Source organism: Flavobacterium erciyesense, from assembly GCF_018069925.1.
In the GTDB taxonomy this organism is placed as follows: Bacteria; Bacteroidota; Bacteroidia; order Flavobacteriales; family Flavobacteriaceae; genus Flavobacterium; species Flavobacterium erciyesense.
The window spans coordinates 152,714-178,792 of record NZ_JAGPXB010000003.1; the positions used below are offsets into that span (position 1 = coordinate 152,714).

Sequence of the window (26,079 nt, forward strand, 5' to 3'; positions counted from 1 at the left end):
ATTTAAAAAGGTTGTCTGTACTAGACAGCCTTTTTTTTATAGCTAGTAAAAACAGCTTACATGACAATTATCATTTTAATAATTGTGGAGTCACTATACTTTTGAGATCAATAAAACGATTTCAAAATGCAAAATTCCTTACTTCAAAAATATAATGTTCCCGGCCCTAGATATACGAGCTACCCTACTGTTCCGTATTGGGATGAGTCTCTTTTTAATGAGCAAATTTGGACCCAAACAGTAAAGCAATCCTTTGCAGAGAGCAATGACACCGAAGGGATTAGTCTATACGTTCACTTGCCCTTTTGCGAAAGTTTATGTACTTTTTGTGGCTGTAACAAACGCATTACTAAAAATCATGATGTAGAACATCCATACATTGAAGCTTTGTTGCGTGAGTGGCGCTTGTATTGTAAAATTCTTGGCAAAAAACCGACTGTCAAAGAGATACACTTAGGAGGTGGTACGCCTACTTTTTTTTCTACCAAAAATTTAGAAGATTTAATTAATGGTATTTTTTCGCAAGCCAATAAAGCAATCGACTATGAATTTAGTTTTGAAGGACATCCAAACAATACCAGCTACGCCCATTTGCAAAAGCTATATGATTTGGGTTTTCGAAGAGTGAGTTTTGGAGTTCAGGATTACTCTCCAAAAGTTCAAAAGGCAATACATCGTATACAGCCATTTCATCATGTAGCCAAAGTGACGCTTTGGGCTCGTGAAATTGGGTACACATCCATAGGTCATGACATTATTTTTGGTTTGCCGTTTCAAGAGTTAGAAGATGTGATTGATACGATTGAAAAAACAAATTCATTACAGCCCGACCGATTGGCTTTTTACAGTTATGCGCACGTTCCTTGGATAAAAGGCAATGGACAACGCGGTTTTAAAGACGAAGATATTCCGAAAGACCATAAAAAGAGAATGCTTTATGAAACTGGTAAAAAATTGTTGCACAAAAATGGTTATCATGAAATTGGCATGGATCATTTTGCATTAAAAACAGATGCCCTACACCAAGCTTTCCAAAATGGTAGCTTACATCGCAATTTCATGGGATATAGCGCTTCAAAAACACGATTGATGATTGGTTTAGGCGTTTCGTCAATAAGTGATAGTTGGTACGGTTTTGCACAAAATGTAAAAAACTTAGAGGATTACTACCAGCTTTTAGAATGGAATAAATTGCCTATTTTGAGAGGTCATGCGTTAACAAAAGAAGACCTCATCATCCGTCAACACATCTTAAATTTGATGTGTCAATTTGAAACATCTTGGAGCGAAACCAACCTATATTTTGATGAATTACCTGAAATACTCTTTCAATTACAAGAAATGGAACAAGACGGATTGTTGCAAATAAAAAATAATGGTATCACAGTTACAGAAAAAGGGAAGCCTTATGTTCGTAATGTTTGTATGGCATTTGATTTGCGATTAAAACGAAAAGCTCCTGAAACCGAATTGTTTTCGATGACAATATAAGGTTGCCGTTTTTACTAAATACAAGAAAGCACGCTGTAGTAAGCGTGCTTTTTTATGAAAAATAAAACTCAACTAATGACAATTGGGGCTAGCTTGTATAAATAAACTTGTAGTTGACGGAGAAAGATAGGGAATACCCAAGCCAAGACCTCGCAAAACAAATAAGCAAGCAATAGCGACCACCACATAAGGAACAGCTTTTTGAATTCGGTTTCGAATAGCAGTTGTTAAAAACACATTTACATACAGCACGCAACTCATGAGTGGCATCGTTCCGAGGCCGAATAGTAGCATATACAGCACTCCCAAACTGGCACTCTGCATGGCAATGGCTCCAAATAAAGCAACATAAACCATTCCGCAAGGCAAAAAACCATTAAGCAAACCAATGGTAAAAAATGAACGGTAACTTTTGTTTTTGAATTGGCTCCCAAGAGCGGTCTTAATTTTAGCAATTATTTTAAAAACCGGTTTTGAAAAATTGTACTTCGCCAACAATTTTTCTGGAATGAGTACTAGCGCTATCATTGACAAACCAATGAATAAGGACAAATTTTGCTGAAAACCAGCCATGAAAAATCCTTTGCCAAGTAGGCCAAAAACAAGTCCGATTGAAGCATAGGCTGTCAACCTTCCCAAATTATAGATTAGAATCTGAATTGTTTTTTTAGCAGAATTGCTTCGATCAACAGGCAACATTAATGCTATTGGTCCACACATCCCTATACAATGAAAACTACTGATTATACCAAAAAGAAAGGCAGTGTAAAGCATTTTGAGAGTATAATATCATGAAGTCAAAAGTCTAAAAGCCATTTAATAACTTCCTACTTTTGACTTTAGGACTAATTGAAATAAATTGTTTCTTTTGACAAATAAGATTTTCCTTTGTATTGCCATTCCATATTAATGTCCCACCGACCGCCTGCCAAACTTTTTTTAGGTATGAGCAAAGTAGTGGCATTAGATAGTGAAATTGGAACTTCAAAATCTAATTTTTTGTTAGACGGTCTGTACAGGGACACTTTTCCAGTTACATCTTTGGCAATAAAATCTTCAGGAAAAACAATTTCTATTCCGCTTGAAACCGTGTTAATAATCGGTTTTTGAGCCAAGTTGGTTGCGTTTTCTATGCGAGTCATTTCTTCGCCAAAATGTGCATCATGTTTATAATACTCTTCAACAACTAATTCATTGTCATACTTTGACTCAGATTGTACTGTAAAAACAAAATACAAAATAAATGTCATAAATAACCCAAAAGCAATTACGACTCCCGTTCCCCAACCAATACCCTTGAACTTTAACGAAGAAACCTGCGCTGCGCCATTGCTTTCCTTTCCTATTTGATTTTCCATATTGCTTTTATTTTTAGTCTTTTTTAAAAATTTTTGCATCAAAATCGAATCAATCAAAACTACGTGGACTTAAAAAATTAGTGTTCGTAGTTTGAATTTTTTCATTTCCGTTATAAACCTCAATTTTTAATTTGGTTTTATCGCTTTCTAATAGATATTGATTGATTTCAATAAACAAAGTACCGCTACTTATGCCTTGTTTAGGCACTTGTAACTCTTGATTACCAACCACTTTTAAGGTACCTTTAATATCTTTTAATTGAAAACGAATAGCCTTAAAATCAGAATTGGTTTTATTGATAATTTTAAAAGTGTAAACATTACTAATACGATCTCCTTTATGCTGAAATAATTGGCCTGGTAGCCTAAAAATTGTTGCCTCAACATCAGAACGTAAAAATAATAATCCTACTAAAACACCAATTAACAGCAACAGAACGGCTGAATACGCTTTCATTCTAGGGGAAAACTGAAAGGCTACTTTTTTCTCGATTTCATCTTCTGATGCGTATCTAATTAACCCTTTCGGCAAGCCTACTTGCTCCATCATGGTATCGCACTCATCAATACAAGCAGTACAATTAATACACTCTAATTGTGTTCCGTTACGAATGTCGATTCCTGTTGGGCAAACATTGACACATTGCTTACAATCAATACAATCGCCCTTTCCTGTTGCAGCTCTGTTCTCTAGTTTATTGAATTTGGCTCGACCAGACTCTTTTTCACCCCGAACAAAATCATAGGCTACATTTATCGATTTGTTATCCAATAAAACACCTTGTAATCTTCCGTAAGGACAAGCAATAATGCAGACTTGCTCTCGGAACCAGGTAAAAACAAAATAAAAAACTCCTGTAAAAATCAGCAGCGAAACCAAGGTGCTCAAATGACTTTTGGGTCCTTCTTTCATCATCAAAAATAAACTATCGCTACTAATGAGATAGGCTAAAAAAACATTAGCAATAAAGAATGAGATTATCAAAAACAAGAACCATTTGACTCCTTTTTTTCTAACTTTCTCAGCGTTCCATGCTTGTTTATTGAGCTTGATTTGCGCCCCACGATCACCCTCAATCCAATATTCAATTCTGCGAAAAACCATTTCTAAAAAAATGGTTTGCGGACAAACCCAACCGCAAAATAGACGACCAAAAATTACTGTGAATAAGATGACGAAAACTACTCCAATAATCATAAAAAGAACAAAGAGGTAAAAATCCTGAGGCCAAAATGGAAACCCAAAAATATTAAATCGTCGTTCTAAAATATTGAACATCATGAATTGATTGCCATTGACTTTTACAAACGGATTAACTACAAGAACGAGGAGCAAAAAATAACTCACCCATTTTCGATAAGTATACAACTTGCCAGAGGGCTTTTTGGGAAAAATAAATTTCCTTTTACCCTCTGAATCAATGGTCCCAATGGAATCTCTAAAAGTTTCGTCTTGTATTTTTGACATTTTTCACTAGATAACAACACATTATGGTACAATTTTTAAAGCTATAAACTTATTGCCATCATGTGCAGATTGCATTTATTTTGTTGTTGTTTCGGCTTTTTCATCTACCCAAACTTCACCCTCCGCCGCTTTGGCATCAGGAGGATTAGATCCTTGCAATGACAGTATGTAACTGGCTACTTTCTGCATTTCTTTTGGCTTCAAAGTACCTTTCCAAGAAATCATGCCTTTTCCGTCACGACCACCGTTGACCAAAGTGTGAAAAATATTTTTTATACCACCACCTAAAATCCAACGATCATCTGTTAAATTGGGACCTATTTGCCCGCCGGCATCCGCTCTATGACATGCGGCGCAATTGGTACTAAAAATTTCTTTTCCGATGGCTAAATCTGCTGGATCGGTTAGTAAAGTCACTGATTTTTCGTCCATTAAATCTGGAGCTGTTTTCATGTATTCGGCAATTTCTATTTTAGCTTGAGCAACTTCTTTTTTGAGCTCCATCTCCTGATTATCTGCCCCAAAAACCTCGTATCTAAGCATATAAACTACTCCAAAAACAATACACAAATAAAACAAGTACACCCACCACGGCGGCAAATTATTATCTAACTCTTTGATCCCATCGTAATCATGATCCAATAACAATTGCTCTTGACTGGCCTTGTCATGGTTGTTGGTTAGTTTAGCGACAAGGTTTTTGTACCATTGCTTTTCTGTCAAACTGCTATTTTGAGCTTGATTTACCTTTATTTTTTCTTCTTCAGAAAGTATTTGGTATGTAATGTTATCTACTGCCTGAAACATTAATTCTACCGCCACTAAAAGGAATAGAAAAATGACCAAAAAAAGTGAAAGCATCGGGAATTTGACAAAAGCTGGTCGGTCTCCGGAATCTATCAAATATTCCATTGCTATCATTACAGCAAAGAAAACAACAGGTATTCTAACGTATACAGGAATTATTTTTTTCATGTTTTACATTTTAAAAAATCACATTTATTATTTGTTTTTCAAAGGAATCTGACTCAATTCTGCTATTTTTTCTTTTTTATAAGAGAAAACCCAAAACCCAAGGACAACAAAAAAGATGAAAAAAATTAATAATGATAATATTGGATAAATAGCGACTCCGTCTATTGTTTCCATGTTGTGTTTTATTTGTTCAAACATAATGTATCTTATTTAGTACCGTCTTTAACTTTGATATCTGTTCCTAACCTTTGCATGTAAGCAATTAAAGCAATGATTTCTCTTTGGTTCATAGGAACAAATTTTTCTCCTCTTGCTTTAGCTTTCTTTTGGCTCTCTTCGTAACTTTTTACAAAATCAGGATCATTTTTTAAATTCTCCTCAATGGCAATAGCTTGTTTTCGTAAATCGTCAAGGCCGCTGGCAATTTGGGCTTGAGTGTATGGCACTCCCAAAGTTTGCATGACTTGCATTTTCTTTTGCGTTAAAGAAATATCCATTGGTTTATTATCAAATAACCATTTGTATCCTGGCATAATAGAACCTGCTGAAATACTTTGTGGATTCCAGAAATGATTAAAATGCCAATTGTCATTGTACTTCTCGCCTACTCGTAATAAATCAGGTCCTGTACGTTTTGATCCCCATAAAAATGGATGGTCGTATACAAATTCGCCTGCTTTAGATTGTGGCCCGTAGCGCTCTACTTCGCTACGAAAAGGTCGAACAGACTGTGAGTGACAACCCACGCAACCTTCACGTATATACAAATCGCGTCCCTCTAACTCCAATGGTGTGTAAGGTTTGACACTAGCAATAGTAGGAATATTAGAATCAACCATTATGGTAGGAACAATTTGAATAACTCCTCCAATTAAAATGGCTATCGTTGCTAAAATGGTCAACTGTATTGGTTTGCGCTCTAACCAAGGATGAAATTTTTCACCTTTAACTCTACCCGCACTGATTTTGATTAATTCAGGTGCTTCGGCCAATTCATCTTCAATTTTAGCACTGCAACGCACGGTTTGAATGATGTTGTATACCAAAATTACCATTCCCGCTAAATACATGGTACCACCAATAGCTCTCATCCAATACATTGGAATAATTTGAGTAACCGTTTCAAGGAAATTACCGTAGGTTAAAGTACCGTCAGGATTAAACTGTTTCCACATCGACGCTTGCAAAAAGCCGGCAACATACATCGGAATTGAATATAAAATAATACCAAGTGTACCTATCCAGAAATGAATGTTAGCCAATTTAACTGAGTACAACTTTGATTTTGTCATTCGAGGAATCAACCAATAAATCATACCAAAAGCCATAAACCCGTTCCAAGCTAACGCTCCTACGTGTACGTGAGCAATAATCCAATCGGTGTAGTGCGCAATAGCATTCACGTTTTTTAAAGACAACATCGGACCTTCAAAAGTTGCCATTCCGTAACCTGTAATCGCTACCACAAAAAACTTCAAAACTGGCTCCACACGCACCTTATCCCAAACACCACGCAGGGTTAAAAGTCCGTTGATCATTCCGCCCCAAGATGGCGCAATTAACATGATAGAAAAAGCTACTCCTAGATTTTGCGCCCAGTTTGGCAAAGCCGAATACAATAAATGGTGTGGTCCTGCCCAGATATAAATAAAAATCAATGACCAAAAATGCACAATAGACAACCTGTATGAGTAAACCGGTCTGTTAGCCGCTTTAGGAATAAAATAATACATCAAACCTAAAAATGGAGTAGTCAAGAAAAAAGCAACCGCATTATGACCGTACCACCATTGCACCAATGCATCTTGAACACCTGCATAGACAGAATAACTTTTTAGCCCAGAAACTGGCAATGATAAACTATTAAAAATGTGCAAAACGGCAACTGTTACAAATGTTGCTAGATAAAACCAAATGGCAACATACAAATGGCGCTCTCTACGTTTTAAAATAGTTCCAATCATGTTGATTCCAAATACAACCCAAATTAATGCAATTGCAATGTCAATTGGCCACTCTAACTCCGCGTACTCTTTTGACGAACTATAGCCTAATGGTAGCGAAATTGCAGCAGCTACAATAATCAATTGCCAACCCCAAAAATTAAGGTTACTCAAAAAATCGCTGAACATTCGCGCCTTCAACAATCGCTGCAAAGAATAATAAATTCCGGCAAACATGGCATTTCCTATAAAGGCAAAAATGACCGCATTGGTATGTAAAGGTCTCAATCTACCAAAACTCAGCCACGGTATTCCATCTGTTATATTTGGAAAGAGGAACATAAAAGCCAGTGCAAGCCCGACTACCATTCCCACTACTCCAAACACAATGGTAGCGTAAATGAATTTTTTTACAATTTTGTTATCATAATAAAACTGCTGCATTTCCATATAAATAGTTAATTTTAAGGTTGTTTATTGTTTTAATTTTTTGCAAAAGCATTAAAGAATCATTTTTTTGATTTGTTCTTTTTAGCTCCTGAATTGATAAGCTCATCATCAAAAAGCATTCTGACTGATGGCGTATAATCATCATCATATTGTCCGGTTTTTACCGCACATACAAATGCAATAAAAAAACCAATGGCAACGATGATGCTTATTGTGATTAATAAATAGATGACGCTCATACCTTATATTTGTGTTAACAAAGTTACTTTTAGGGTTCGTAGTAAAGTATGACATTTGTCATGCTAACTACTTTTTATTGTGTTATCAAAACCGTTTTTCAAACCCGTTTTCAATTGTTTTTTTTACCTGCGTAATAATTACTCATAATGGTGACAAAACTTACAATAGTTATAGTACTTAAAGGCATTATTATAGCTGCTACAAGTGGCAATAAATTACCCGTTATTGCAAACAACAAGCCCACAACATTGTATAATAGCGAAAGCACGAAACTCATTTTAATGGTTCTCATTGCATTATGAGATAAGGTCAAGAAATAGCTTAATTTATCGAATTCACTTGCGTCTAAAATTGCGTCACATGCTGGTGAAAAAACATTGACATTTTCAGAAATTGAGATTCCAACATTACTTTGTGCCAGTGCGCCTGCATCATTTAAACCATCGCCTACCATCATGACGTTTTTGCCTTGCTCTTGTAATGTTTTAATATATTCTAATTTTTCCTCTGGTTTTTGATTGAAAAATAATTCCGTGCCTTTCGGCAAAAGTTGCTCAAGATTCGCTCGTTCGCCATCATTATCACCAGATAAAACTTGAAGCTGATACTGCTTACTCAAATTTTTAAAAAGTACCGCAAGTCCGTCCCGATATTGCGTATGAAAAAGAAATTTACCCAGATAAACATCATTAATCTTAACATGAACCGAGGTTTGTTGCTTGCTTTCCTCGGGGGCTTTATCTACAAAAGAAGCAGAACCAATTTCGATTTTATTACCAAAAACAATAGCTCGAATACCTTTTCCTGTAATTTCTTCAAAAGCATCTATTCCTACCTCATTTGTAAAATCTGCTCCTGTATTTTTTATAACAGTGAGAGATAGATTATCATACAACATGCGGCTTAGCGGATGATTAGAGGCTCGAAGCACCATTTTTATTAGAACTAAATTTTCATCTGTAAGCGAAGTTCCTTCAAAAGAAATAGAAGATTTTTTATTGGTGGTAATCGTTCCCGTTTTATCAAACACGATGGTATCTACCTTGGCTAATTGCTCAATTACCAAAGCATTTTTTAGATAAAATTTTTGTTTGCCCAATATGCGCAAAATGTTTCCAAAAGTAAACGGCGCTGTCAATGCTAAGGCACATGGGCATGCCACAATCAATACAGCCGTAAAAACATTAAAAGCGGTAGTTGTATCAATAAAAATCCAATAACCAAAGCCTGCAAAAGCAATCAACAACAAAATTGGTGTAAAATAGCGACTGATGCTATCTGTAATTGTCTTGTGATTTTGTGTTACCTCTTTTTGAAAGATAGCGTTACTCCAAAGCTGGGTTAAATAACTTTGTGAAACAGATTTTAAAACTTCCATTTCAATAGGCTTTCCTAATTGCTTACCACCTGCAAATAGTTTATCGCCAGATTGTTTGCTGATAGGAACTGCCTCGCCTGTTACAAAACTATAATCAATTTCGGCTTTACCTGAAATTAAAACGCCATCAACCGGAATAAGTTCTTGGTTCCTAATAAGCACTCGATCTCCTTTTTGCAACTCATAAATAGCAATACTTTCTTCAGAGGAATCAGGATTAATTTTAGTAATTGCAATTGGAAAATACGACTTAAAATCTCTTTCAAAACTTAAAAAACTATAGGTTTTAATTTGGAACATTTTCCCCAATAACATAAAAAAAATCAAACCAGTAAGACTATCAAAAAAGCCCGAACCATAATCCATAATGATATCAACAGCGCTTCGAATAAACATAACCACAATTCCCAAAGCAATTGGAATATCAATATTGAGCATTTTGGATGTAATGCTTTTGTAAGCAGACACGTAATATCCGCTTGCCGAATAGAAAAAACTAGGGAGCGATAAAGCAAATATCAACCATCTAAAAAAACCTCGGTATTGGTCTAGCCAATATTCTTTCACCTCAAAATATTCAGGAAAAGAAAGTAACATGACGTTCCCGAAACAAAAGAAAGCGACACCTAATTTATAAGTTAAACTCCGATCTATTGTTGTTTTTCCTGTTTCATAATTTTCTAGACTGATGTGCGGCTCATAACCAATTGAACTTAATAAGTTAACAATCGATTTGATAGAAACTACCTCTGGATTAAAGGTAATTCGAACTTTTTTCTCAGGAAAATTAACCTGCGAAGTACTTATTCCTTTTTCAAGACGCTGTAGATTTTCCAGAATCCAAATACACGAACTACAATGAATATGAGGAATGTTAAGTGAAATAATTGCAGTTGAACTCTCTTGGAATTCCAATAGTTTAGAAGCAATACTTTCATTGTCTAAAAAATCATATTTATCAATATTATTTTGGGGTGTTGCTCCAGGGGATTTTTCAAAATCATAATAGAAAGTCAAATCATTTGTACTAAAAATTTCGTACACAGTTTTGCAACCTGCACAGCAGAAACTTTTAGAATCGAAAACAATTTCATCAGCCTTTACAATATCTAAACCACAATGGAAACAGTTTTGTGTGTCCATAACTTTGCTCTTTTACCTGTGGCAAAGAACTTAAACAATTGTTAACCAAAATATGATATTTATCATGCGAAAGCACTAAATTTGCGATAGAATTGTAATTAAAAAACAACCGTTATGAGCAAATGTGAGCAATGTATTGTACGAGAATTCAGTTCTTTAAAAGCACTTACAAAAGACGAATTACTAAAACTTTCAGACTGCAAAACATCCTACACTTTAAAAAAAGGAGCCGTTATATTTGAAGAAGGCGAAAATGTAAATGGTATTTATTGTATTAAGGATGGTGTTTGTAAACTCACAAAACTAAGTGCAAATGGTAAGGATCATATTGTCAAATTAGTTACAAAAGGAGAATTATTGGGTCAACGCTCTATGATTAGCGATGAGCCTGTAAACCTTAGCGCCGTAGCTTTAAATGACATGCAGGTTTGCTTTATTCCTAAAGCAGAAGTTATGGGGTATTTTGACAAAAATAATAATTTCTCTATGAATGTCATGAAAACCATGTGCGGAGACTTGAAAGAAGCTGATGTACAGACGGTAAATTTGGCACAAAAAACAGTAAAAGAACGATTAGCCGCCACCTTACTTTATTTGTATCAATCTTTTGGTGAAAACGACGACAAATCCTTGAAAATTCAACTTTCAAGAGAAGAATTGGCAAGTATGATTGGTACGGCCACCGAAAGTTGTATTCGTTTACTATCTGATTTTAACAAACAAGAATTAATTGCCCTTGATGGAAAAAAAATAATTTTAAAGGATATTTCTTCACTCAAAAAAATAGCTAACTAATTTTTGAAACGTTAGCAAAAACTAGAATTTAATGGCATTTGCAAAAGCAATTACGATTATTTTCGCAGTAAATCCAATTGCCTAACCAAACATTTTTTTTTGTAAGGTGCCAATAATTGATTACTTGAGTTGTAGCACTCAGCTGTACTTAATCCTTCTCAGTCAAGTAAAACACTATTGTTCTTTTTTATTCATCACTAAATAGTACACCGGAATCCCTAAAGCCACGATGCACAAGCCCAAACCAGTATTGAAGGTATCGTAAATCAATAAAGTGATACAAATTGCAACCGTTACTACAATATAAAGTGCAGGAACTATAGGATAGCCAAATGCTTTGTAAGGTCTATCGGCATTAGGTTCCTTTTTGCGTAGAATAAAAACTCCCAAAATAGTAAGAATATAAAACAACAAGGACGCAAAAGTGGCATAGGTCAATAAATCACCAAACTTACCCGAGATACATAAAACGCATGCCCAAATACATTGTACCCACAAGGCTTTTGCAGGAACTTGATTTTTATTTAACTCCGTAGCTTGTTTAAAAAACAAACCATCTTTGGCCATAGCAAAAAACAAACGACCACCCGAAAGAATCAAGCCACTATTACAACCAAAAGTAGATACCATAATCAAAGCTGCCATTACAAAAACACTCACATCACCCATGATCATACTTGCAGCTGCCGCTCCCACTCTATCGTTGCTGGCAAACATAATTCCGCTAGCAGCAATATCAGTAGCTGCAGGCGTTCCTTGCAAAGGTAATAATGCCAAATAAGCCACATTGGCTAAAACGTAAACCACGGTAACGATTAAAGTTCCCAAAAACAAACTACGTGGAATATTCTTTTTAGGATCTTTGATTTCAGCGGCAATAAAAGTCACATTATTCCAAGCATCACTAGAAAACAAAGAGTTGATTATTGTTGCACCAGCTGCTCCCAAAAGCGCCATCCCGGCAAGTTTTGTTACAGTGACCGAACCGTCAGGCTGTACCACAGTTTTACTTGCATCCCACATGTTTTGGAAATTATCCGCCAAAACGTTGGTTTGCAAACCGACGTATAACCCTAAAATAATCAATGCAAAAAGCGCAATCAATTTAGCCGATGTAAAAATGAGTTGCACGGTTTTTCCGCTTTCAACTCCTTTGGTGTTGATGTATGTTAGTAAAACAATACTAAAAATGGCCAATAATTTTTGGTACGAAAAAACAAAAGTTTCGCCAACTGTAAATAAAGTTTGATCTAAAACTGGAAAAAAAATAGCAGCATAGTTTGCAAAAGTTACTGCTATCGCTGCAATAACTCCAGTTTGAATTACCGTAAAAACGGTCCATCCGTAAAGAAAAGAAACCAATCTACCGTAAGCGCGCTGTATGTACACAAATTGCCCACCGGCTTTTGGCATCATACCTGCCAGTTCCCCGTAGCTCAATGCGGCAGCCACAGTAATGATTCCGGTTATGATCCAAATGACTAACAACCAAGCGGCTGAACCAATATCTCTGGCCATCGCTGATGTTACAATAAAAATTCCAGAACCAATCATGGAACCTGCAACTAAACTCGTGGCATCAATTAATCCTAATGATCTTTTTAACTCGGTTTTATCTTCTGACATTGGTAATTTTTTTATAAATCTAAAACTAAACTTTAATCCTAAATACTGATTACTGAATTCTGTTCACTGAAAATTACAACTTTTTCGCTTCTTCCCAAAAAACATCCATTTCTGCTAATGTCATATCCATGAGAGGTTTTCCCATTTCACCAGCTTTACTCTCCAAGTACTGAAAACGTTTGATGAATTTTTTATTGGTTCTTTCTAATGCATCCTCGGGATTTACTTTCAAGAAACGAGCGTAATTGATCATAGAAAACAAGACATCGCCAAACTCCGCTTCTATTTTATCTTGATCGCCAGCAGCAACCTCAACTTGTAATTCTTGTAATTCCTCTTGTACTTTGTCCCAAACTTGTTGTGGTTCTTCCCAATCAAATCCAACGCCTTTCACTTTGTCTTGAATTCGGCTTGCTTTCACTAAGGCTGGTAAACTTTTTGGGACTCCTTCTAAAACTGATTTCTTGCCCTCTTTAAGTTTCAGTTTCTCCCAATTTTGTTTTACTTCTTCTTCATCTGCAACAACCACATCGCTGTAAATATGTGGATGACGGTGAATTAATTTCTCTGAAATTTCATTACACACATCAGCAATGTCAAAATCATTAGTCTCACTTCCTATTTTGGCGTAAAAAACCAAATGCAACAACAAGTCGCCCAACTCCTTTTTCACCTCGATCAAATCATTATCTAAAATGGCGTCGCCCAACTCATAAGTTTCCTCAATGGTAAGGTGACGTAAGCTTTGCATGGTTTGTTTTTTATCCCAAGGACATTTTTCACGCAAATCGTCCATGATGTCCAATAATCGTTCGAAAGCTTTAAGTTGGTTTGCTCTAGAGTTCATCTGCATTGTTTTTTAGTAAAAATAAAAAAATCCTGTTCAGAAAAAACTGAAACAGGATTAATTTGTTATTTAGTTATGCGCTATTCTTTTTTAGCTTTTGCTTTTTTAGCAGGTGCTTTTTCTTCGGTTCCTTCCGTTACTTCAGCTTCTGGAGTCGCTTCTACTGTAGCAGGACTTACCAATAAATCTTTTGCTTGTAAAATACCGTACCAGTTTAAAATTTTCTTGATATCTGATGGGTACACGCGCTCTTCATCGTAATTTGGCAAAATTTCTTTAAAGTAAGCTGCTAATTTAGCGTTGTCTTCTTTGTGTGATAATGCTGGACCGTAATTTTCTTTATCAGCAATAGTTTGCATGATTTCGGCCAACGGTTTTTCACCTTCGTACGTATAAATTGAAATTTCAGAAAGCAAACTTACATTGCTTTTTAAATTTACTGTAATTTTTTTTCCATCAGCCAATGATTCAGCTACGAATCCAGTTCTGGTTTGTACTCTCAAAATGTATAAACCTGGTTTCCCAGAAATAGCTAATATTTTTTCTAAATTCATGTTGGTGTAATTAATATTAAGAATTTGATTTATTTATTGCTGCGTGTGGACCAAAAATCATTCCACTTGTCGCGTTTGGAATTTATCTTCCTTTTTTACCAAAAAATTTCATTCGGTATTCTTGGAAAGTCTTTCCTTCAAGGATATTTTTTAATTTCTTTTGAATCAATCTTTTTTTCAACGAAGATATTTTATCGGTAAATAAAATTCCTTCAATATGGTCGTATTCGTGTTGAATTACGCGAGCGATGAGTCCGTCAAAAACTTCTGTTTTCACCACAAAATCCTCTTCACAATATTCTAAAGTGATAGTAGGATTACGATATACATCTTCACGAACGTCAGGAATACTCAAACAACCTTCGTTAAAAACCCACTCTTCGCCCTCTTCTTTAATCATTTTGGCGTTGATGAACGTTCTTTTGAAACCATTCAATTTTTGTTGTTCGGTAGCCGCTAAATCGTCGTCATCACTAAAAGGAGTAGTATCGATTACGAATAATCGCAAAGCCAAACCTACCTGAGGAGCCGCCAAGCCCACACCATGCGCATTATACATGGTCTCGTACATGTTCGCGATAGTTTCTTTTAAATTAGGATGCTCAGGTGTAATTACCTCGCCTACTTTTCTTAAAACGGGATCACCGTATCCTATAATTGGTAAAATCATGGTGTTGAATTATTAATGAAAAACCGAAGCGAAGGCAGCATTGCCTCTTGAATCGGAGTGCAAAAATAGTAAAAAATTAGACATTGAATAATACGTCCTGCATTATTCGTTACAATTGGATCAATTAAATAAAAGGAACCCGCATTTTTTTGTATCCCAACTCGAAAACGTATCTTTGTAACAAGACCATTTTATGCTACAATCCATTTCAAAAGTTACCAATACTACCTATTTTACCAGCGCCGTAAAAGTGACCTTGGCTGCGGTATTCCCGGTACTTATTTTGTCCTACTTTGATCATTTTCAATGGGGATTTACGATGGCTTTGGGAGCAATTTTTGTTTATCCAACTGATATTCCATCCAGTACGGCACACAAGATAAAGGGAATGCTTTTTACAGCATTATTAGTTAGTACTTTGACGGCATTTGTGCATTTATTGATGCCTTATCCGTTTGTGTTTTACCCCTTGATGATCGTATTGCTGTTTTTCATTTCCATGCTTTCAGTATATGGACAGCGAGCCAGTATGGTATCGTTTACAGCACTTATCGCTATTTCTTTGGCTTTCGCTAATTTAAGTACGGGAATTGAAATAGTAATTCACGCGGCATTTGTTTTAGCTGGAGGATTACTTTATTTGATGCTTTCGCTACTATTTCACTATATCAAACCCAATCGATATGTAGCGTTAGAAATAGCAGCTTGTATTAAACTTACTGCCAAATACTTGAAATTAAGAGGTGATTTATGGAGTATTAATGCAGACAGAAAATCAATTATCGAGCAACAATTGCAATTGCAAATGGAACTCAACGTAACGCAACAAAATTTAAGAGAAGTTTTAATTGGAAGTCAAACTGCCTCTGGCTCCTCTGAACAAAACAGAAAAATGTTGCTAGTGTTCATTTCTTTGGTCGAAATTCAAGAGTTGGCTCTTTCTACAGCATTTGATCATGATACCTTGCATAAAAAATTTGACGATCATCCGTACGTATTGCGAACGTACCAAAATTTAGCCTACAACTTGGCTTCGAGTCTCAAAAAAGTATCCAAAAACATCAAAAAAAGTAGCTCTAAGGACAACTCCAATACTTTATTAAATGATTTGAATGCGTTACAAACGGCTATCACCAAATATCAAAATGAGTTAGGAGGTTCGGCTTCCGCCGAAGGTGTTTTAATGCTAACAACAATGTTGCATTATGCTGAAAAACAAGTTGAAAAAATCAAAATTGTAACTCGCGCTTTTTCTAACTCCTTCAACAATACCGATTGGAAAGGAATTGATAAAGATTTAGAAATATTTTTAACTCCTGAATATTATCCTTGGCGGACATTAGCTCAAAATTTCAGTTTTTCTTCCACTATCTTCCGACATTCGTTACGGCTTACCATAACACTCGCTATTGGATTCGCGCTAGGGCAAAGCTATGATTTTCAAAATGCTTATTGGATTTTACTCACCATTATCGTTATTATGCGACCAGGTTATGGCCTCACCAAAGAGCGTTCTTTTCAGCGTACAGTGGGAACTATTTTTGGCGGACTGATCGCTTTCGGGCTTTTATTTGTGATAAATAACACCTCAATACTAGCAGTACTATCAATTATTTGTATGCTGCTCGGCTTTACTTTCACGCAAGTGAATTACAAAATCAGTGCTACTTTTGTCACGATGTACGTTGTTTTTATCTACGGAATTTTAACCCCAAACAGTAATGACTTAGTTCAGTTTCGAATATTAGATACCGCTATTGGTGCCGGATTGGCATTTTTAGCCAACTACTTTTTGTGGCCTTCGTGGGAGTTTTTACATGTTCCAAAACATCTTGAAAAAGCCATCAAAGCCAATCAAGATTATTTAAAAGAAATTGCTTCTTTTTATCAAAATAAAGGCACCATCAGCACATCCTACCGATTGGCTCGAAAAAATGCATTTGTAGAAACAGGAAATCTCATGGCCTCCTTTCAAAGAATGGTGCAAGAGCCTAAGTCCAAGCAAGTGCATTTGGCGCAAACCTATAAATTGGCGGTCCTTAACCATTCATTACTCTCTTCACTTGCTTCGGTGGGAACTTATATACAATCACATAAAACAACGAAAGCTTCTGAAGCATTTCAAATTGTTGTGCAAGCCGCAATTCAAAATTTAGAACAAGCTATTTTGATTTTACAAACAAACGCAACTAACGAAATAGTAGAAGCCGATACCGAAGCAGTAAAAATTCGATTTTCCGAACTTCAGCAGTTAAAAGAAAAAGAAATTAAAGCCAACAGCGGTTTGAATGCAGAGGATTATCAGGTTAAAATGCAAGAAGCCCAATTAATTATTGAGCAACTACTTTGGCTCACCAGTTTATCAAGAAACATTGTAAAAGTGACACAAAGTATGCAATAAAAAAAGGTACTAGTTAGAAATTTTTCTACTTAGTACCTTTTTAATCAAAATGACAAAGTTTTAGTTCGTCAATTTCAGAACTTTAGATGTTTCTTCACGAACTTGCGCTAACAAAGCTGGATTTTCATTCAACTTTTGACCGTAAGAAGGAATCATTTTCTTTAATTTATCTTGCCATTCGGCTGTTTTCATTTCTTCTTTGTAACAACGACTTAACAAATCAATCATGATTGAAACTGCTGTTGAAGCTCCAGGTGATGCGCCTAATAAAACAGAAAGCGTTCCATCAGCAGTAGCGATAACCTCGGTACCAAATTCTAATACACCGCCTTCTTTTTCATCTTTTTTAATAACCTGAACACGTTGACCGGCACGTTCTAGAACCCAATCCTTAGATCTTGCTCCTGGCACATATTCACGCAAAGCATTAATCCTGTCTTTAGGAGATTGGCGTACTTGTTCAATCAAATATTTGGTCAACGGAATATTTTTGATACCCGCAGCGATCATCGGAATGATATTATCTGGTTTAATCGAAAGAGGCAAATCAGAATACGAACCATTTTTTAAGAAACGAGTTGAAAAACCTGCAAATGGACCAAAAAGCAATTGTTTTTCACCATTAATCATTCTAGAATCAATGTGAGGAACCGACATTGGTGGGGCACCCACACTTGCTTTTCCGTAAACTTTCGCTTCGTGTTTGGCAATTACGTCCGGATTGGTACATTTTAGCCATTGTCCGCTTACTGGGAAACCTCCGTAACCTTTTCCTTCCGGAACATCAGCTTTTTCTAGCAAAGGTAATGAACCTCCACCAGCACCAATAAATACGAATTTCGTGTATGCTTTTCGTTTTTGTCCCGTAGCTAAATCGGTAATTTTAATTCGCCACGATTTATCATCACGCTGTTTTAATTTTTGAACTTCGTGATTAAAATGCATCGTAACGCCATCCATTTTGGTAAGATATTTAAAAATACTGCGTGTTAATTCTCCAAAATTCACATCAGTACCTAATGCCATCGATGTAGCTGCTACTTTTTCACCTTCTTTTCTACCTTCCATCACAAGCGGCATCCAATTTTTAAGTTCGGCAACATCTTCGCTGTATACCATTTCTTTAAACAAAGGACTAGTTTGCAAAGCTGCAAATCTTGTTTTTAAGTATTGTACATTTTTTTCACCCCAAACAAAGCTCAGGTGTGGTATGCTTTTGATAAAATTTTCTGGAGAAGGCACCTTATTTTCTTGCACTAAATAAGCCCAAAATTGTCTAGAAACCTCAAATGATTCAGCAATACTGATGGCTTTATTGGGATTAATGCTACCATCTTCTGCTTCAGGAGTATAATTTAATTCACAAAAAGCAGAATGCCCAGTCCCTGCATTGTTCCATGCATCTGAACTTTCGGCAGCCGCCATATCTAATCGTTCGTAAATTTCTATTTTAATATCCGGTTGTAATTCTTTCAGAATTAAACCTAGAGTAGCACTCATTATTCCAGCTCCAATAAGCACTACTTCACTATTTGTACGTATGGTTGTATCAGACATAACTCGGTTTTAGACTGCAAAGATAAATCATATAATTGCAAAAAAAAGCATAAAATAAGGCCGAAAATCTACATTTTTCAAAACATTTTGGTTCGAAAACGTTATTTTTTCTTGAAAACGCTATTTTTTACGAGCTAAATAATCTTGCAACATAATTGTTGCTGAAATTTCATCAATCAAACCTTTATCCTGACGCTTCTTTTTACTCATTCCGCTATCAATCATCGTTTGAAATGCCATTTTTGAGGTAAAGCGTTCGTCCATTCTAATTACAGGCATATCTGGAAAGTGATTGCTAAAATGAGTTACAAAACCTTTGATGATGGAAGCGCTTTCAGAAGGCTGTCCGTTCATTTGTTTGGGTTCTCCTATCAAAACCGCCTCAACTTTTTCTTTACTAAAATATTCTTTCAAAAAAGGAATAGCGGTGGCTGAAGGAATCGTTGTTAATCCTGATGCTATAATTTGCATTTCATCGGTAACTGCAATTCCAGTGCGTTTTTGACCGTAATCAATAGATAGAATTCTTGGCATTGTTTTTTTTTTGACAAAGATAAGTATTTGAATCAACTGAAAAACAATGAAGATAGATACTGATATCAATCTCTAAAAACGCTAGTTTTAATGCCGAAAGCAAAGACCTACAATAAAGTTAGAAATGTAACATTTTGATAGCAATTTGCTATTTTGCTTGTGTCTAAAATTGGTATATTTGCCAAAAATTTATAACATGAATCCATTACAAACAATTATAGAGCAAGCTTGGGAAAACCGAGCTTTATTGCAAGAAACTACAACTACTGATGCCATCAGAGCGGTTATCGAGCTAGTTGACAACGGACAACTTCGCGTTGCTGAACCAGTTGCTGACGGATGGCAAGTAAACGAGTGGGTAAAGAAAGCGGTAGTAATGTACTTCCCTATTCAAAAAATGGAAACATGGGAATCTGGTATTTTTGAGTACCACGATAAAATGTTACTAAAAACAGGTTACGCCGAAAAAGGAATTCGTGTGGTTCCAAATGCTGTTGCACGTTACGGAGCTTACATTTCAAGTGGTGTAATTTTGATGCCAAGTTATGTAAATATTGGCGCTTATGTAGACGAAGGTACAATGGTAGATACGTGGGCAACTGTAGGTAGCTGTGCACAAATTGGTAAACATGTTCACTTGAGCGGTGGTGTTGGTATTGGTGGTGTTTTAGAACCATTACAAGCTGCGCCAGTAATTATTGAGGACGGTGCTTTTATTGGATCTCGTTGTATTGTTGTTGAAGGTGTGCACGTAGGAAAAGAAGCGGTTTTGGGAGCAAATGTTTGCTTAACTGCCTCAACAAAAATCATTGACGTAACCGGAGAAACTCCAGTTGAAATGAAAGGATATGTACCGGCTCGTTCAGTAGTTATCCCAGGAAGCTATACTAAATCATTCCCTGCAGGAGATTTTCAAGTTCCTTGTGCATTAATCATCGGACAAAGAAAAGCTTCGACTGATTTGAAAACATCTTTAAATGATGCTTTACGTGAATATAACGTAGCCGTATAAATTAATCTCTTTACTACTTATTCTATTGGATATATCAATAATCATTGTCAATTACCGCGGCTGGAAAGCGCTAGACGAGTGTTTAGAATCGCTAACAAAAATCAGTGAATCACAGCACTCTTTTGAGGTTATTGTGATTGACAATTTTTCGAATGACGGTCAATTGCCGAACTTTCAAGTCAAATATCCACAGTTTATTTTTAAAGAAAACACAGGTAATAATGGTTTCTCTAATGGTTGCAACACAGGTGCAAGCATGGCAAAGGGAAACCATTTCCTTTTTTTAAATCCTGATACCAAACTCACTACTGCAGCTTTAACTGTTTTGGTAGAAACTGCAATTGCGAAACCTGAAATTGGAATTTTATCTTGTTTGCAGATCAATGAAAATGATAAATACTACAAACAAAATAATTTGTTTCCAGCAGCAGGACGTTTTTTTGGTATTTCGCGATCTATCTATCGTAAGTGGAATTCAAATACTTTAAAAAATCGATTTCAAAACACAAATGAATTGTTTTACCCTGATTGGGTGACTGGTGCTGTCGTAATGATCAGCAGAGCCTGGTTCGAACGAATTAATGGTTGGAACGAGGATTATTGGTTGTATTTTGAAGATGTTGATCTTTGCAAAAAAGCAGTTAAAATGGGAGCTAAAATAGCGGTGACTCGCAAAGCAACCATTTTTCATCAACATGGAGGCGCCTCCCGTTTGAATGTAGTTACCAAAGCGCTGACAAAAACAGAGGTTATCATCTCTAAACATACCTACATAAGCAATGAATTTACAGGCTTTACTAAGTCATATTTTCAATTCATATTAGTAGTAAGTGTATTACTTGAAAAAAGTATTTTATCCCTTTTTAGTTTGGTTTTATTTTTTGTTCCAAAACTAAAAGTACACCGACTCATGTTGCGAAATTTAACAATGTACTACAAACACGTTCTTCAAAACAAAACTTGGATTAGTCCACGCGCAATGAATTTTAAAAGAAAAAGTGTTCTTTAAACCTACTTGATTGTTTCCATGAAAATATTAGTAATTCAGCAAAAAATGATCGGTGATGTATTGGTAAGCTCTATTTTGTGTGATAATTTGCGCAAAGCGTATCCTACTGCACAAATTGATTACATGGTTTATCAATCAACAACTCCAGTACTTGAAGGACATACGAGTTTTGATAAATTAATCCTATTCGAAAAAAAACATCAAAACAGCAGATGGGAATACTTCAAACTAATTCGATCCATCCGAAAAGAGAAATATGACGTAGTTATTGACGCTTACTCGAAACTTGAAAGCTGGTTGGTCGTTTTATTTTCAGGTGCAACTAAAAAAATATCGTACTTGAAAAAAGGGCGCTCCTTTTTATACACTGATACTATTGTCAGACACGAGCAAGCCACGAGCAATGCGGGTCTAATTATAGAACAACGTTTATCATTACTCAACCCATTACAATTGAATGTAAGCTTGGACAATTTCCCTAAAATTTATGTAGCTGAACATGAAAAAGTATTTGCAAAAAAACTGTTCGAAGAACAAGAAATTGATACAACAAAAAAAACAATAATGTTAAGTATTCTTGGTAGTAGCCAAGATAAAACTTATCCTTTGTCTTACATGGCGCAAGTGATAGATTTCATTGCCTACCATTGTGATGCAAACCTACTTTTTAATTACATGCCTCAACAAAGCAGTGAAGCTACTGAACTATACGAGGCTTGTAAATCGAGTACTCAAAGTAAAATTTATCCAAAAGCAATTGGACACAGCATACGCGATTTTATTGCCATTATGAATGCTTGCGATTTTATTATTGGTAATGATGGTGGCGCTATTAACATGGCAAAAGCACTCAACAAACCCTCATTTATTATCTTTTCTCCTTGGATTGATAAAAAAGGCTGGGCTACTTTTGAAGATGGAATTCGACATATATCTTTGCATTTGAAAGAATTCAAACCTGAATTGTTTTTATCAAGATCAGCAAAGGAAATCAAAAAAGAAAGTGACAATTTATACCAGAAATTTCACCCTGATTTAATTTTTCCTGCTCTAAAGAATTTTTTAAATACGCATACTAAATGAACTATTTGAGTGCAATTTCTCAAATACAAACGTTTACTTTTGTTTTTAAAACTAATCCTAGATAATGACCACAGATTTCCCACTTGCTTTATCCGTTTTGATCATAACGCTAAATGAGGAGCAGCAAATGCCTACCTTATTGAGTGGGCTTGATTTTGCAAGCGAAATTATAGTGGTTGATTCCTTTAGTACAGATGGTACAGCAGAAGTCTCCAAAGAGTTTTCTAAAGTAAAATTTTATCAAAATAAGTTTGAAAACTATGCTGCCCAGCGCAATTATGCATTATCATTAGCAAGCAATGATTGGGTTTTATTTCTCGATGCAGACGAACGTTTGACACCTGAATTGCAAAACGAAATTAAAACTACTTTACAGAATCCTGCTGCAGTAGCGTATTTGTTTAGGCGCACATTTATGTTTGAAAATGAAACATTACACTTTAGTGGAAATCAAACCGATAAAATATTCAGGCTTTTTAACAAAAAATATGCTCAGTACGCCAATGATAAATTGGTACATGAAAAACTGCAGGTACGGGGTAAAATTGCTACTCTACGCCATCGATTGATTCACTATTCGTACACTGACTATAATTCATACAAAGCGAAAACAGTCAGATATGGTGAATTAAAGGCTCAGGAGAAGTTCTTAAAAAATGAAAAAGCGTTACTTGGCAGTTCTTTTTTTCATCCCCTCTATAATTTTTTATACAATTATATTGCTCGATTGGGTTTTTTAGATGGCAAAAAGGGACTAATCATTTGTTACCTAAATGCTAATTCGGTTCGGGTGAGATATCAAAAATTAAAACAACTTTGGAAGGAATCAAATTTACCTCCAAAAAAGTAGTTTCTGCTTTCGAGCGCGCTTTCTATGAAATTTCGTTTGAAAATCAATAGTATAAAAATTCATTTTTGCAAAAACCTCGTCGTAAGGAATAGCAGCTAATTTGCTGTATTCATCACTCATAATTGCGATCATTTCTTCTTTTGGCGTAAGCCTAGAAAAGTTTTTCATACGCAAATCAAAACTCATTTCTCGATGAAAATTCATTCGGTTTAAATCAACTAAATAAAAACTATAGCGGCCGTTGCCCTCGTTTTTTATGAGTGTGTTTCCGGGTGAATGATCTAAAAACTCGATTCCTTTTTCATGCAACAAAAAAGTAAAAGCGGTAAATTGACGTAGAATATTTTCATGATCCGGATAATCAGGCTGCAGGACTAATTCTCGGTAAGTTAACTCTGTTTGTAAATGCGCACTTGCATAAAAACTAGATTGCAAACCCAACCAATTAAAATGTTCTACATAGCCCAAAGGTTGTGGTGTACCAATACCATTTTCTAACAATCGAGTAGCGTATTCATAAGAGCGTCGCGCTTTTGATTTGCGAAAATATTTGTACGCAATTTGATTAATAATATTTGGAATTTTGAATGATTTGATATTAACCATCGCACCATCCACTGAAAATAATTTGATAATGTTTCGTTGACCATCACCAAAAACAGTTCCAGTGGTTTTAAAATTCTTTATGCAATCGGCTATAGATTCAGAGACCTTCATTTTTTACTAATTATTTTTTATACTGCTGTAAAAGTGGTTTCCAAAAATGGGTCACCTTATTTTTATTAATACCATGGCAACCAAACGGCATTTGATTGTTATTGAGCTTCATGGCCAATTCAGGCTTTCTATCCATAGCAAAACCAAGCGCTTCTTGATACAGAGGAATTTTAAAATTTGGATATAATTCTGGTACACGAATGGACCAAAACACATCTTCAATGGCGCATAAATCGCGTTCTTTATCGGCCAACAATTTTTTAATAGCGTCTTTTTGTTCGGTTGCTATTTTAAAGTGAGTAGCCGTTTTACGTAGTGAAAATCCACCATTGCCTACTTTATAAAAAATCACATCCCTTCTTTTAGTGCGGTGTGATTTAAATGGTTTTAGCAAAGCATTAATTTGTTTCAATGGGAATTTTTCTTGAGTTGCAATCCAAGGTGCACCAACATAATCATAGTCTTTAGCACACCATTGCGCCAACTGATCTGAAAAAACAAAGGCGTCCAACTGGTAAATTAAAATAAACTCCGACTCAATGAAACGTTCATAAAAAGTAGCCGAAAGTAACAACTCATTGTATCCATCAATACTTTGAAAATAAGATTTTGGAAAATACTCGACCTGTACTTTTGGAAATTTACTAGTGATAAAACTTGTATCTAAACCTTCTGGTTGTACTAAAACGATGTCATAATTAGACAAAACTGCGTGACATTGCAAAAAGGATTCTTCCTCCAATTCTCCAAAAAAACTTCTGTATACAGGAATAACTACTTTTACTTTTTGACTCATTCGATCTTGGATTATTTATAACATACACCGACTTAAAAACAATTTTAAAGATGAATCATGTTATGAATTGACAAAAATAATCTTATAATTATGAAAAACATATTTATTGAAAATTAAATTTATAGCAATCCTCTTGGATATTGCTTAATTTTGCATCGAATTTACCTCATAAAAATGGATATTAACAACGAAATACACAAAGCTTACGAAGTTATCAAGGAAGGCGGAATTATCTTGTACCCTACTGATACCGTTTGGGGAATTGGCTGTGATGCCACTAATCCTGATGCCGTAGCCAAAATATACAAACTCAAACAAAGAGCCGAAACGCAAAGCATGATTGTATTGATGAATGGCGAAAAAATGATGTACAATGTTTTTAAGGACATTCCGGAAGTAGCTTGGCAAATAATAGATTTATCTGAAAAACCTACTACCTTAATCCTAGACAACCCGAGAAATGTAGCTCCTAACGTTATTTCGGCAGATAAATCGCTTGGTGTGCGTATAGTAAAAGAGCCATTTTGTTTTAAACTAATGGAGAAAATGAAAAAACCACTAGTTTCAACATCAGCAAATATCTCTGGCCAACCCACTCCTATTGCATTCAAAGATATCAATCCAGAAATTATAAAAGGTGTGGACTATGTTGTAAATTTGCATCAAGATAAAATTGGAGGGAAACCATCAACTATTATCAAATTAACGAGCGATTCGCAGGTTAAGGTTATTCGTAAATAAAATTTAACCGCAAATTCGCAAATTATTTTTATTCTATATGGAAGAATATCTTTATAAAGATGAAAATTATAAAATAGTCGGCATTTTATTTGAAGTGCATAAAAATCTGGGGAAAGGTTTTTCTGAAATAGTGTATAAGGATGCCATTGAATATGAATTTCAGCAACAAAACATTCCATACCAAAGAGAAAAAGAGTTTTCTGTTTATTACAAAGACACTATTTTAAAACATAAATTTTATGCAGATTTTGTGGTTTACGATAAAATTATTCTCGAAATAAAAACTGTTGATTGTTTCAACAACAATCATTATAATCAATGTTTGAACTATTTAAAAGTATCTAAAAGCAAACTTGCTATACTTGCCAATTTTAACTTAACATCATTAGAATACAAACGCATCATAGATTCAAAAAAATAATTTGCGAATTTGCGGTCATC

At 35.3% G+C, this 26,079-nt stretch carries 25 protein-coding genes; 9 read left to right on the forward strand and 16 right to left on the reverse strand.

Going from position 1 to position 26,079, the window contains the following annotated elements; genetic code table 11:
* The first annotated feature begins 126 nt into the window (after window positions 1–126).
* Window positions 127–1,491 carry an oxygen-independent coproporphyrinogen III oxidase gene (hemN, locus tag KBJ98_RS05090; protein ID WP_210788562.1) on the forward strand — a complete coding sequence of 455 codons (1,365 nt, stop codon included), beginning with the start codon at window positions 127–129 and terminating at the stop codon, window positions 1,489–1,491.
* A gap of 72 nt (window positions 1,492–1,563) precedes the next feature.
* Here the strand turns inward: hemN and KBJ98_RS05095 are convergent, their stop codons facing one another.
* The 8 genes from KBJ98_RS05095 to KBJ98_RS05130 form a co-directional block, all read right to left on the reverse strand.
* Window positions 1,564–2,265, reverse strand: a complete 702-nt coding sequence (locus KBJ98_RS05095; protein ID WP_210788563.1) for a sulfite exporter TauE/SafE family protein — start codon at window positions 2,263–2,265, stop codon at window positions 1,564–1,566.
* Between the two features lie 71 nt (window positions 2,266–2,336).
* On the reverse strand, window positions 2,337–2,741 hold the full coding sequence (locus KBJ98_RS05100) for a FixH family protein (RefSeq protein ID WP_394369365.1): 405 nt from the start codon (window positions 2,739–2,741) through the stop codon (window positions 2,337–2,339).
* Window positions 2,742–2,898: 157 nt separating this feature from the next.
* The gene (gene ccoG / locus KBJ98_RS05105; protein ID WP_210788565.1) at window positions 2,899–4,317 is read right to left on the reverse strand and encodes a cytochrome c oxidase accessory protein CcoG; all 1,419 of its coding nucleotides are present in this window, start codon (window positions 4,315–4,317) and stop codon (window positions 2,899–2,901) included.
* A gap of 75 nt (window positions 4,318–4,392) precedes the next feature.
* Window positions 4,393–5,292: a cbb3-type cytochrome c oxidase N-terminal domain-containing protein gene (locus tag KBJ98_RS05110; RefSeq protein ID WP_210788566.1), complete on the reverse strand. Its 900-nt coding sequence runs from the start codon at window positions 5,290–5,292 to the stop codon at window positions 4,393–4,395.
* A gap of 27 nt (window positions 5,293–5,319) precedes the next feature.
* Window positions 5,320–5,466, reverse strand: a complete 147-nt coding sequence (locus KBJ98_RS05115; RefSeq protein WP_394369363.1) for a CcoQ/FixQ family Cbb3-type cytochrome c oxidase assembly chaperone — start codon at window positions 5,464–5,466, stop codon at window positions 5,320–5,322.
* Between the two features lie 32 nt (window positions 5,467–5,498).
* Window positions 5,499–7,685, reverse strand: coding sequence for a cytochrome-c oxidase, cbb3-type subunit I (gene ccoN / locus KBJ98_RS05120; protein ID WP_210788568.1), 2,187 nt, complete (start codon window positions 7,683–7,685; stop codon window positions 5,499–5,501).
* A 59-nt stretch (window positions 7,686–7,744) separates the two neighbouring features.
* Window positions 7,745–7,924: a cbb3-type cytochrome oxidase assembly protein CcoS gene (gene ccoS / locus KBJ98_RS05125; RefSeq protein WP_210788569.1), complete on the reverse strand. Its 180-nt coding sequence runs from the start codon at window positions 7,922–7,924 to the stop codon at window positions 7,745–7,747.
* 110 nt (window positions 7,925–8,034) lie between these two features.
* Window positions 8,035–10,446, reverse strand: a complete 2,412-nt coding sequence (locus tag KBJ98_RS05130) for a heavy metal translocating P-type ATPase (protein ID WP_210788570.1) — start codon at window positions 10,444–10,446, stop codon at window positions 8,035–8,037.
* Between the two features lie 114 nt (window positions 10,447–10,560).
* On the opposite strand from KBJ98_RS05130, the gene KBJ98_RS05135 reads away from it, so the two are divergent.
* Entirely contained in the window at window positions 10,561–11,241 is a 681-nt protein-coding gene (locus KBJ98_RS05135; RefSeq protein ID WP_210788571.1) for a Crp/Fnr family transcriptional regulator, read from the forward strand.
* A 174-nt stretch (window positions 11,242–11,415) separates the two neighbouring features.
* Here KBJ98_RS05135 and KBJ98_RS05140 read toward each other — a convergent pair whose 3' ends face one another.
* The 4 genes from KBJ98_RS05140 to def all read right to left on the reverse strand — a co-directional run bounded on the left by KBJ98_RS05140 (window position 11,416) and on the right by def (window position 14,938).
* Complete coding sequence (locus KBJ98_RS05140) at window positions 11,416–12,867, reverse strand: APC family permease (protein WP_210788572.1); 1,452 nt, start codon at window positions 12,865–12,867, stop codon at window positions 11,416–11,418.
* A 73-nt stretch (window positions 12,868–12,940) separates the two neighbouring features.
* Window positions 12,941–13,714 (reverse strand): nucleoside triphosphate pyrophosphohydrolase, encoded by a 774-nt coding sequence (mazG, locus tag KBJ98_RS05145; protein ID WP_210788573.1) that lies wholly within the window; start codon window positions 13,712–13,714, stop codon window positions 12,941–12,943.
* Between the two features lie 80 nt (window positions 13,715–13,794).
* The gene (locus KBJ98_RS05150; protein ID WP_210788574.1) at window positions 13,795–14,268 is read right to left on the reverse strand and encodes a DUF5606 family protein; all 474 of its coding nucleotides are present in this window, start codon (window positions 14,266–14,268) and stop codon (window positions 13,795–13,797) included.
* An 82-nt stretch (window positions 14,269–14,350) separates the two neighbouring features.
* Window positions 14,351–14,938 carry a peptide deformylase gene (gene def, locus KBJ98_RS05155; protein WP_210788575.1) on the reverse strand — a complete coding sequence of 196 codons (588 nt, stop codon included), beginning with the start codon at window positions 14,936–14,938 and terminating at the stop codon, window positions 14,351–14,353.
* A 193-nt stretch (window positions 14,939–15,131) separates the two neighbouring features.
* On the opposite strand from def, the gene KBJ98_RS05160 reads away from it, so the two are divergent.
* Window positions 15,132–17,339: an FUSC family protein gene (locus KBJ98_RS05160; RefSeq protein WP_210788576.1), complete on the forward strand. Its 2,208-nt coding sequence runs from the start codon at window positions 15,132–15,134 to the stop codon at window positions 17,337–17,339.
* Window positions 17,340–17,399: 60 nt separating this feature from the next.
* Here the strand turns inward: KBJ98_RS05160 and KBJ98_RS05165 are convergent, their stop codons facing one another.
* A complete protein-coding gene (locus tag KBJ98_RS05165; protein ID WP_210788577.1) occupies window positions 17,400–18,896 on the reverse strand; it encodes a malate:quinone oxidoreductase in 1,497 nt (498 codons plus the stop codon).
* 120 nt (window positions 18,897–19,016) lie between these two features.
* A complete protein-coding gene (ruvX, locus tag KBJ98_RS05170; RefSeq protein ID WP_166135126.1) occupies window positions 19,017–19,430 on the reverse strand; it encodes a Holliday junction resolvase RuvX in 414 nt (137 codons plus the stop codon).
* A gap of 196 nt (window positions 19,431–19,626) precedes the next feature.
* Here ruvX and KBJ98_RS05175 point away from each other — a divergent pair, with 196 nt between their 5' ends.
* From KBJ98_RS05175 to KBJ98_RS05190, 4 genes are all read left to right on the forward strand, one after another.
* Window positions 19,627–20,442, forward strand: coding sequence for a 2,3,4,5-tetrahydropyridine-2,6-dicarboxylate N-succinyltransferase (locus KBJ98_RS05175; RefSeq protein WP_166135123.1), 816 nt, complete (start codon window positions 19,627–19,629; stop codon window positions 20,440–20,442).
* 25 nt (window positions 20,443–20,467) lie between these two features.
* Window positions 20,468–21,451 (forward strand): glycosyltransferase family 2 protein, encoded by a 984-nt coding sequence (locus KBJ98_RS05180; RefSeq protein WP_210788578.1) that lies wholly within the window; start codon window positions 20,468–20,470, stop codon window positions 21,449–21,451.
* 18 nt (window positions 21,452–21,469) lie between these two features.
* Window positions 21,470–22,534 (forward strand): glycosyltransferase family 9 protein, encoded by a 1,065-nt coding sequence (locus KBJ98_RS05185; RefSeq protein ID WP_225899067.1) that lies wholly within the window; start codon window positions 21,470–21,472, stop codon window positions 22,532–22,534.
* A 64-nt stretch (window positions 22,535–22,598) separates the two neighbouring features.
* A complete protein-coding gene (locus tag KBJ98_RS05190; protein WP_210788579.1) occupies window positions 22,599–23,384 on the forward strand; it encodes a glycosyltransferase family 2 protein in 786 nt (261 codons plus the stop codon).
* Here the strand turns inward: KBJ98_RS05190 and KBJ98_RS05195 are convergent.
* Window positions 23,367–24,101 carry a Kdo domain containing protein gene (locus tag KBJ98_RS05195; RefSeq protein ID WP_210788580.1) on the reverse strand — a complete coding sequence of 245 codons (735 nt, stop codon included), beginning with the start codon at window positions 24,099–24,101 and terminating at the stop codon, window positions 23,367–23,369. The two genes, KBJ98_RS05190 and KBJ98_RS05195, sit on opposite strands and share 18 nt — an antisense overlap.
* A gap of 10 nt (window positions 24,102–24,111) precedes the next feature.
* On the reverse strand, window positions 24,112–24,897 hold the full coding sequence (locus KBJ98_RS05200; RefSeq protein ID WP_210788581.1) for a DUF5672 family protein: 786 nt from the start codon (window positions 24,895–24,897) through the stop codon (window positions 24,112–24,114).
* A gap of 174 nt (window positions 24,898–25,071) precedes the next feature.
* Between KBJ98_RS05200 and KBJ98_RS05205 the strand changes: the two genes are divergently transcribed.
* Together KBJ98_RS05205 and KBJ98_RS05210 are read left to right on the forward strand one after the other, a co-directional pair.
* Window positions 25,072–25,638 carry an L-threonylcarbamoyladenylate synthase gene (locus KBJ98_RS05205; protein ID WP_166135107.1) on the forward strand — a complete coding sequence of 189 codons (567 nt, stop codon included), beginning with the start codon at window positions 25,072–25,074 and terminating at the stop codon, window positions 25,636–25,638.
* Between the two features lie 37 nt (window positions 25,639–25,675).
* On the forward strand, window positions 25,676–26,059 hold the full coding sequence (locus tag KBJ98_RS05210) for a GxxExxY protein (RefSeq protein ID WP_210788582.1): 384 nt from the start codon (window positions 25,676–25,678) through the stop codon (window positions 26,057–26,059).
* Window positions 26,060–26,079 lie beyond the last annotated feature (20 nt).